The 9271-nt window shown below is 61.2% G+C and carries 6 protein-coding genes; 2 read left to right on the top strand and 4 right to left on the bottom strand.

The window, feature by feature from the left end; all coding sequences use genetic code 11:
• Positions 1-1699: beta-galactosidase (locus tag AB7F41_RS12095; RefSeq protein ID WP_428406591.1), on the bottom strand; the 1699-nt coding region annotated here is incomplete at its 3' end.
• An 80-nt stretch (positions 1700-1779) separates the two neighbouring features.
• Between AB7F41_RS12095 and galK the strand changes: the two genes are divergently transcribed.
• On the top strand, positions 1780-2943 hold the full coding sequence (gene galK, locus AB7F41_RS12090; RefSeq protein WP_428383328.1) for a galactokinase: 1164 nt from the start codon (positions 1780-1782) through the stop codon (positions 2941-2943).
• A 9-nt stretch (positions 2944-2952) separates the two neighbouring features.
• Positions 2953-4002, top strand: coding sequence for a UDP-glucose--hexose-1-phosphate uridylyltransferase (locus AB7F41_RS12085; RefSeq protein ID WP_428383330.1), 1050 nt, complete (start codon positions 2953-2955; stop codon positions 4000-4002).
• Between the two features lie 235 nt (positions 4003-4237).
• On the opposite strand, the gene AB7F41_RS12080 is transcribed toward AB7F41_RS12085, so the two are convergent.
• From AB7F41_RS12080 to AB7F41_RS12070, 3 genes are all read right to left on the bottom strand, one after another.
• Positions 4238-5383 carry a glycosyltransferase family 4 protein gene (locus AB7F41_RS12080; RefSeq protein ID WP_428383332.1) on the bottom strand — a complete coding sequence of 382 codons (1146 nt, stop codon included), beginning with the start codon at positions 5381-5383 and terminating at the stop codon, positions 4238-4240.
• A gap of 79 nt (positions 5384-5462) precedes the next feature.
• The gene (locus AB7F41_RS12075) at positions 5463-8441 is read right to left on the bottom strand and encodes a glycoside hydrolase family 99-like domain-containing protein (RefSeq protein WP_428383334.1); all 2979 of its coding nucleotides are present in this window, start codon (positions 8439-8441) and stop codon (positions 5463-5465) included.
• 314 nt (positions 8442-8755) lie between these two features.
• On the bottom strand, positions 8756-9214 hold the full coding sequence (locus AB7F41_RS12070) for a hypothetical protein (RefSeq protein ID WP_428383336.1): 459 nt from the start codon (positions 9212-9214) through the stop codon (positions 8756-8758).
• Between the last annotated feature and the right edge of the window lie 57 nt (positions 9215-9271).

The raw sequence follows: 9271 nt of genomic DNA, 5'->3' as shown, positions 1-9271 counted from the left end.
CGCATCGCGCGAGCGCAGTCTCGCCGTCATCGGATTCGATCTCGCGCGCGACAGTGTCGCCAACCGCCAGAACTTCGCGCCATCGCACAAACGCTCCCTGTCCAGAGACCGGAACCCGAGCGTTAGGCCGAAGACTTTCAACGCGTCTGACGCGAATGTCGATCAGGCGTCGCAGAACGCCGGGAGGCAGGTCGTCCGGAATCTGAAAGTCGGCGGTCTTCGATCCCGTCCGCGGACCCAGCAATAGCGTCGCGCCGCTCGTCGCCAGCGCCTCCGCAAAATCCCGAGAGGGGGCAAAAAGCGCGGGCGCGACGATCAGGGCGCGCCCGGCGACCGCCGCCGCTGCGGGCGGAATGACGTCGAGGGAAACGCCTGCCCGCCGCAGGCCTCTGTAAACGGCCAGCACGAGGTCGAAATAGGCGAAGTCCTGGCCCTGCGGCTGGATGCGCCATGCCCAGGCGCTCTCATAATCGAAGATCAGCGCGACTTGCGCGCGGGCCGTTTCGACGCGCGCGTCAAGCGCCGCGAGCTCTTTCGAAATGCGCGCGACCTCATGATAGGCGTCATTCGGCTCGGCGTTCGGCAGCAGCAGCGCTTCATGCATCTGCTCCTGCGCGAAGGGCGCCTGCCGCCAGCGGAAATAGCTTACCGCCTCGGCGCCGGCGGCGAAGGCCTCGAAGCTCCAGAGTCGCACCGCGCCCTCGGCGGGCGCCGGATTCCACGGCGCCCAGTTCACCGGCCCCGGCTGCTGCTCCATCACCTGCCATCCGCCGCGCCCGCAGGCGCGATAGAGATCATGATGAAAGGCTTGAAAGTCGGGATCGCCGACGCGCATGTAGCGCAGCTTGAAATCGTCGTCGTGAGATGAGCGTTCGAGAAAGCCGAGGGGGTAGCTGTCCCACGCCGCGACGTCGAGGTCGTCTGACAGAGCGTAGTGATCGAAGTCGACGAATGCGCCCATGAAATTGTGGAGGATCGTCGCCGCCGGCGCAAACCGTCGAATGATCTCTGTCTGGCGCCGATTGAACGCCGCCACCTGATCCGAAGAGAAACGCTGGAAATCCAGCAGATGCGACGGATTGGCCTCGGTGACGGTCAAGTTCGGCAGTTCGATCTCGTCGAAGCTTCGATAGTCCATCGACCAGAAGACATTGCCCCAGGCTTCGTTGAGCGCCGCGATGGCGCGATATTTCTTCTCGCACCATTTGCGGAAGGCCCGCAGCGCCGCCTGCGAATAGCTCAGCACGGTGTCATGGCAGCCATATTCATTGTCGGTCTGCCACGCCACGACGGCGGGATGTCCGCCAAAGGCGCGCGCCAGTCGCGCGACGATGCGGTCACATTCCTGCGCGTATCCATCATGGCTGAAGCAATAGTGTCGGCGCGATCCGAACTTGCGCGGCTTTCCCTCTACGTCGAGCGCCGCCATGTCCGGCATCCTGTCGACAAGCCATTTGGGCGGGGTCGCGGTCGGCGTTCCGAGCACGACCTTGAGGCCCGCGCGGTCGAGCGTCGCCACGGCGCGCTCCAGCCATTCGAAACGATAGGCTCCGGCGTTCGGCTCCAGCCGCAACCAGGCGAATTCGCCGATGCGGACGAAGGAAAGGCCAAGCCCCTTCATCAGCTCAGCGTCTTCGCGCCAGCGTGACTCAGGCCAATGTTCCGGATAGTAGCAAACGCCAAGGCGTTGACGTGTCATGCGCGGACGATCATTTGAGTTGCGTCTCTCGCGATGCGGCGTCGCTTTGACAGTTTGATGACAATGGGACTGTGGCCGGGATGGTGTCGAAGATCGAGCGAGATCTGATTGCCGCTTTCCGCCAGAGTTTCGAGCGCGCGCCGCGCCTCTTCCGGGCTCCGGGCCGCATCAATCTGATCGGCGAGCACGTCGATTACAATGACGGCTTCGTCATGCCGGCGGCGCTCGACCTCTCGATCTGGGCCGCAATCGCACCGCGGCAAGATCGTCGTCTGCGCATTCGCTCGCTCGCCATGGATGAAGTCGTTGCGTTCGATCTTGATGACGCGGATCCGCAGCCGCGCGGCGATTGGAGCGATTATGTCCGCGGCGTCGCGATCTTTCTTCAGCGCGCCGGCTATGAACTGAGCGGCGCCGACCTCGTTCTCGATGGGAATCTTCCGATCGGCGCGGGACTCTCGGCTTCGGCGGCTTTCGAAGTCTCCGCGGGCTTTGCGCTGTTGACGATCTCCGGCGCCGAGGTCGACCGGGTCGAGCTCGCCAAAATTTGCCAGCGCGCCGAAAACCAATTCGTCGGCATGCGCTGCGGCGTCATGGATCAATACATATCGTGCTGCGCCGTCGCAGGGAGCGCGCTGCTGCTTGACTGCCGCAGTCTCACGTCGCGCAAAATTGCGATCGATCCGGACGCGCGCCTCGTGCTTTGCGACACGATGGCGCGCCACCAGCTTACAAACGATGCATATAACGCGCGTCGCGAGGACTGCGAGCGCGCCGTCGCGGCGTTGTCGACGCGGATCGCCGGCGTGTCGGCGCTGCGCGACGTGACATACGCGCAGTTGATGCGATACGCCGATTCGATGCCCGAACGCGTCTTTCGCCGCGCCCGCCACGTCGTTGGCGAGATCGATCGGACGCTGCGCGCCGCCGCCGCGCTCGATGCGGGAGACCTCGAGGAATGCGGCGGCCTGATGAATCTCTCGCATGACAGCCTGCGCGACGACTATCAGGTGAGCTGCGCCGAACTCGACCTTATGGTCGAGTTTGCGCGCGGCGTTCCGGGCCTTTATGGCGCGCGCATGATGGGCGGCGGATTCGGCGGCTGCACGATCAATCTTGTCGAAGCAACGCGCGCTGAAGCTTTCGCGCAGTCCATGGCCGAAAGATATCGAGCGGCGACCGGCGTGACGCCGGCCATCCTCACCTGCGTTCCCGGTCCGGGCGTAGGCCCGGCCGACCGATAGGAGCGACGCGTGTCCTTGCTGAGCAATGTCTCGCATCGGCGGTTGAATCAGCTTACGGGCGAGTGGATTCTCGTCTCCCCGCATCGCAACAGCCGGCCCTGGCAGGGACAGGTCGAGAAGGTCCGCGATGCAGGCCGGCCGCGATATGATCCGAGCTGCTATCTGTGTCCCGGAAACGAGCGGGCGAATGGCGAACGGAATCCGGCTTACAAAGGCGTCTTCGCCTTCGACAATGACTTCGCCGCGCTCACGCCGCAGCCGTCAGTCGAGAAATTCGCGCAAGAGGGACTGCTTGTTGCCGAAGGCGAGCCCGGCCAGTGCCGCGTGCTGTGCTTCTCGCCGCGCCACGATCTGACCTTGTCGCGCATGACCGTTCCCGAGATCGTTCCCGTCGTCGAAGCCTGGCGCAACGAAACGATCCGCCTCGGCGCTCTCGACGCGCTCAACTATGTTCAGATTTTTGAAAATCGCGGCGCGGCGATGGGCGCGAGCAATCCGCATCCGCATTGTCAGATCTGGGCGACGCACAGCATTCCAAACGAAGCCGTCAAGGAATCGCAACGGCAGGCCGCCCATATGGCGCAGCACGGATCTTGTCTCCTGTGCGACTATCTGGCGCTCGAAGAAAGAATCGGGGAGCGGATCGTTTGCAGGAACGATCATTTCGTCGCGCTCGCGCCGTTCTGGGCGATCTGGCCGTTCGAGACGATGGTGCTGTCGACCAGGCACATCGGTTCTTTCGCCGATCTCACGGAAGAGGAGGCGAAAGGACTCGCCGACATTCTTCGGCGGCTGACCATTCGCTACGATAATCTCTTCGAAACCGACTTTCCCTATTCAATGGGATTCCACCAGCGCCCGACGGACGGCGCGCCCCACGCCAACTGGCATTTTCATGCGCATTTCTATCCGCCGCTGCTGCGTTCGGCGACGGTGCGGAAATTCATGGTGGGCTTCGAGATGCTCGGCGCGCCGCAGCGCGATATCACGCCGGAAACAGCGGCTGTGCGCCTTCGTGACGTTCCCGAAACGCACTATCTCGACACGCCCACAGGATAAGGCGGGGCGCAGCGAATGAGAAAAGACGCCCTGGAAAGATCACGGCTGGCGCCGACGAAACCAGGGATCGCGTCGCCGGCTCAAAACGCGTCATCGTGGTGGCGCAGCACGCCACGAAAGAGTGAACCGAAGAGCGTGCGGCTGTTCGTGCCGGAGAATACGCCTCGGATGCGGATCGGCGAATAATAGGCCCGAGCGAAGGCGCGGGACGCCTGCGTTTGCAGGCGGCTGAAATTCAGTGCTCGACGGCGTTTCGCCGCGCCGAGCTTTTCTTGCGTCTCGGCTTTGCGATGTTCTGTGGGAGCGACTCCAGCTTTCTCGTCTCCATTTGCATCAGTTCGTCGATGCGCCGCTGATAACGCAGGCCAATGGCGAGATAACTGAAATCGGTCAGGAGGCGCAGACGCGCGCGCGCGCCCTTGTCGCGACCCTTCTTCGGATCGTCGATCAGTTCGCGCATGATTTTGGTGGCGATTTCCACATCCGCATCGGCCCAATGCTGCATGCGCCAATGCGGATATTCGCCGGGGCGAACGTTGATCATTCGGTAGGGCACCAGAAAAGCGGTCTCTTCCGAGCAAAAGTCCATATTGCCGGAGTAAGCGGTCGCAATGACCGGCTTGCCAAGCGCCATCGCTTCCGAGAGGCCCCGCCCGAAGCCTTCGGAGCGATGCAAGGAGACGAAACAGTCCGTGATCCAGATCAGACTTTTCATCTCGAGATCGGACAGCGTGCCATTGATGACGGTCACGCGATCGCGCAGCGGCGCAATCGCCTCATCGAACCGCGCCTTCATTTCCGGTCGGCGATCGGCGTTATTCGTCTTGATGACGAGCGCAATGTCGTCGAAGGGACGCTCCTTGCTCAGCGCCGTAAAGGCCTCGATCACGGCGAAGGGGTTTTTGCGTTCGACATAAGAAAGGAAATCGAAGGAGAAAAAGAATGCGTAGGCGCTTTCCCGAATTCCGAAGAACCGCCGCGACCTCAGCGCCCGACGCTTGACTTCGCACGCAAGCGGCATGTGCACCACAGGGATGCTCACCGCCTTGGCGATCGCCTCTTTGATAAAAGCGGAGGGAGCCCAGACTTCATCGAAACGCATCAGGTGCTCGGCCCATTCTTCGGGATAGCGCTCGAGTTCCCATGCGGGATAGATGACGTTCTTGCTGCCCAGCGTCATCGGATTCGGCAACACGCTGAGCGCCTGTTCGATCTCGTCGCCATTGATGCAATAGACGTTAACCCCGTCTCCAAGCACAGGCGTTATGGCTGTTGAATATTGCGCGATAAGCTCGTTGTCCGGTTCGCCCTGCGGCCCATAGATATCGACGATGCGCGCCTCAAGGCCGACTTCGTCCATCGCGCGCCAGACGGAGCGCACATGCTCTCCCATGCCAATGGGCGCAAACGGGTGTCCTACGGCGCGTACACGGAGGTCGCGACGCCGAGCGTAATCGATTCTATACGACAAACGCGTGCCCCCCTGATTCAACGGAATCCAACGCATTGCGCACGGCTTGCAGATAGGCGTGCCCGAAGTGACGATCCGGCTCGAGATAGCTGCCTTCGCACCACTCATTCCACGCGTTGATGAAGACGATTCGTTCATCGCCGTAGTTCTGTTCGAGCGTCCGACGGTAGGTCCATTCCAGCCATGCCTGGAACGCGCCGGGCGTCGAATGTTCGAGAATCAAGCTCCGCGTCGGGTGGCGAGGCGTGTTGTCCCACCCCACGAGCACAGAGCGCATCCGTGGAAATCCGGCCTCGACGCGGCGCATAAAGGCCGCTGCAAGTTCACGATAGTCATGAACTGCGCCCGTCCAATCGAAATTGAGTTTCTCCACGTCCCGCTTTTCGTCATGGACCATGCCGTGTGCGGGAAATTCCACTGTGAGGTCGCATCCGTAAAGCGTCGGATCTTCAGGCGCTGCGGAGAGTTCAAACGATTCGACCATGGCGATGCAGATTTCGCCGATTCCCACTGCGCGGCAGTGATTGCGCCATATGGTCATGGCTCTCGCAGGATTAGGCAGTTCCTTGATGCGATAGATCAGAACCAGCGGCTTGCCGTTCACGCGGATATAGCGGCCGTCGCGGAAATAGCGCTCGAAATCCTTGATGATGTCGAGCGCGGCGTCTTCCGAATAGGATTGCCCGAGCAGGATGTCGTTCTCTTGGCCGTCCCAGCGACGCGTCCAATTTTCGTTCGCCCAGCAAAGGCAAAAGGGCAAATCGGGCTTGCCGGTCGCAAGCATGCGTTCGAGCGGGTGTTCGAGCAGCCGTTTGCCGTCGAACCAATAATAGTAATAGCAGAATCCGGAAACGCCGTGTCGCCGCGCGAGTTCGGCCTGTTGCTCAAGCACCTCCGGGACGCGCAGATCGTAATAACCGAGGTCGGCCGGATAGCGGGGTTGGTTATGGCCGACGTAATTCGGCTCGGTCTTGGAGATGTTGGTCCATTCAGTAAAGCCCTTCCCCCACCAGAGATCGTTTTCCGGGATGGGGTGGTACTGGGGAAGGTAGAACGCGATGGTGCGCAGATCATGCGTCGCCAGGCGGTTCGCCCATCTTTCCAGCAGGATCTGTCGATTGCGCGAGATACGCTGTTTCTTCGATACGGCCGCGGCGGAGTTTGCGTTCGATGTTTTGCTGAGGTGATGCGCGACGACGGCGGTCGGCTCGTAGACGATCGAGAGTCCTTTGGAAAGAACCTTGAAGCTCAGATCGGCGTCCTCGCAATATGCTGGGGCGTATATGTCGTCGAAACCGCCGACCGCCTCGAACAATGCCCGCGGGATCAGAATCGCCGCTCCGGAAATATGCTCGACGCGGCGCGAATAATTGTAGCGCGGCACGCGAGGATCGAACCCAAAGCCGATGAGACTGCCTGTGCCGTCGCGATTGAGCAGGGACCCAGCTTCCTGCAGCGAGCCGTCGAAGCATAGAAGCTTCGGCCCCACCATGCCGATATTGGGCGCCGCTGCGGCTTCGACCAGCGTTTCGAGGCACCCCGGCGAGATTTGCGCGTCATTGTTCAGGAAGAAGAGATATGCGCCGCGCGCCTTGGCGGCGGCCGCGTTGCAGGCCGGGCCGAAGCCCATGTTCTTTTCGAAGCGGAGATGCGTGATCGTTGGATTCTTGCCGATCGCGGCAAAGGCCGCATCTTCGGAAGCGTTGTCCGCGACGATGATTTCGACGCCGAATGACTGCGGCATCGCCTGCGCGATCGACTGCAGACATTCCACTGTGACCAGTTCTTCGTTCAGGCAGGGAATGATGATCGAAACGCGAATGTCTTCCGGCTTCGGCGTTCCGAAGTCGAGCCCGGCGACGACCTCTTCGAGAGGAAGCCCTTTCAATGCGCAGAGGAAGCCGAGCGCGTCGACGTCGGGCTCACGACTTTCGAGCGTTTCGCCGCCGCGCGCCCAAACCTCTTCATAGCCGCGCCACTCCCAGGCGCCGTCGCCGGCCCGCGGTTTGCGCTGGGAGCGACGAAAGACGCGATTTTCTTCACGGCCTCTCAGAATATAGTGCAGCAACGGATTCATTCCGGAGCTTTGCACGTCGGGATTGTAGTGAAGATATCCCTTTGTTGAGAAGTCTGGGGACGGGTCCCGCCCCTCCTGCCACCCGAAGGCGGCATAATGCTCAATCGGCGAGATCGCGGAAAAATCTAACTCCGGATTTTGGCGCCGGTAAAAGGTCTCGTCGAAACCTTCGCCAAGCCGCACCATCTCAACCGGCGAAAGTCCCGTAATCGCCGAGCGTTCAGGCGGAGGGGGCGGGGGCGGCGGCGCTGGTTCCAGCTCAGGCTCTGGAGAGGCTTCGGGTTCGGCCGCGCTTTGGTCGTCCGGCCCGCCGCTGCGCCCTTCGTAAACGCCGTTTTGCACGAAATGCAAAAAGGGATCGGCGCCGCTGTTGCGCACGTCTTCATAGCGTTCGAGATACCACGCCGCATCGAAGTAGCGGCTGGGGTTGTAGCCTTCGCGACGTCCGTGGCGCAGATAATGTTCGATGAGATCGCCGCGCCTGACGCCGTACCGTTCCTGGTAGAACTCGGGATCGAACAGACCTGACTTCTGGATCTCGTCATAGCTGCGAAGGAACGCGCGTATTTCATCGGAGAGGCCCGGGTTCTCCGCCGCCTCGTTCATCCAGTCGGTTCCCAGCGACGCGTCCGGCGCGGTCCGCCGATCGTCGAGGTAGCCTTCGCGCGCATAATGCATCAAGGGATTGAGTCCGCTGCGCGCGGCGTCTTCATGACTGTGCAAATACCAGATCGTGTTGAAATACTCGCTGGGGTTGCGCCCCTCCAGCCACCCGAAGTTACAATAGTGTTCTTCAGGCGAGAAACTGGATTCGCGAACGTCCGGTTGAGTCTGCAGATAGTGTTCTGCATCGAACAGCAATCGAAACCGACGAAGCTCCTCGGAACTCATTCCGAGCCGGTTGCCCAACATCCGCGAGAACAATCGAATCATTGAATTGAGACCATAGTTCTTCGTCGTCGCCGGACGCTGTCGGCGACTGTGAAAAGCCAGAAACTGTCAGCACTTTTGCAAAGCGGGAACGGGAGTCTCGCTCGGCGACAATCGCGCGGTTGGCGTGTCCAAAGGGCTATCCCACGATTACACGGCCAGATTGGGTCACAAGTGCGACGAAATGCCGGCAAAGTGTAAATCGTTGCATGCTAACCCCTATGCAGGCATTTGATTATTTGGCGGCGCGCCGTTCAAGGCGTCGCGAGGAGCGGTTACGGGGTCAGGGTTTTTTCGGCCGTTTCGAGCACCTTCGACCACTCCGCGATCGGCTGCTCCAAATCGCGTCGCGGCGCGCGGAATTCATCGATGCCCTGATCGTAATAATGCTGGATGGCGCTGCCGAGCTTTTTGGTTCGGAGCGCGGCGAACACGTCCTTGTACCGCCGGCAGTAGTAGTCCTGGTCGAACGGCGTCGGCAGCGCGCGGCCTTCGAAATAGCCGGTTTCCTTGTAATGCGTCTCAAGCGCTTTCGGCTGCCTCTGCGTTCTCAAATCCTCGTTCTGCGCGCGATAGATGTCGGCGTCGATCTCCACGCCGGAGAGCGCGCATTTGATGAGATGGCGCAGCAGATTCGATGGCACGCCGATGATGTTGCCGTCCTCCTGCAGTTCCGACGGCGTCGTTCCCATCGCCTGGCAGAGTTTGGACACTGGGGGAAAGTATTTCGTCATTGCGGTCTTCCTGGTCGCTTTGGGTCAGCGCGCCGGGCTTTGGGCCGCGACGCTCGG

Source organism: Methylocystis sp., from assembly GCF_050251305.1.
Taxonomy (GTDB): Bacteria; Pseudomonadota; Alphaproteobacteria; order Rhizobiales; family Beijerinckiaceae; genus Methylocystis.
Note: the sequence above shows the minus strand (reverse complement) of the source record. Positions and strands in the feature narration are given on the sequence as shown.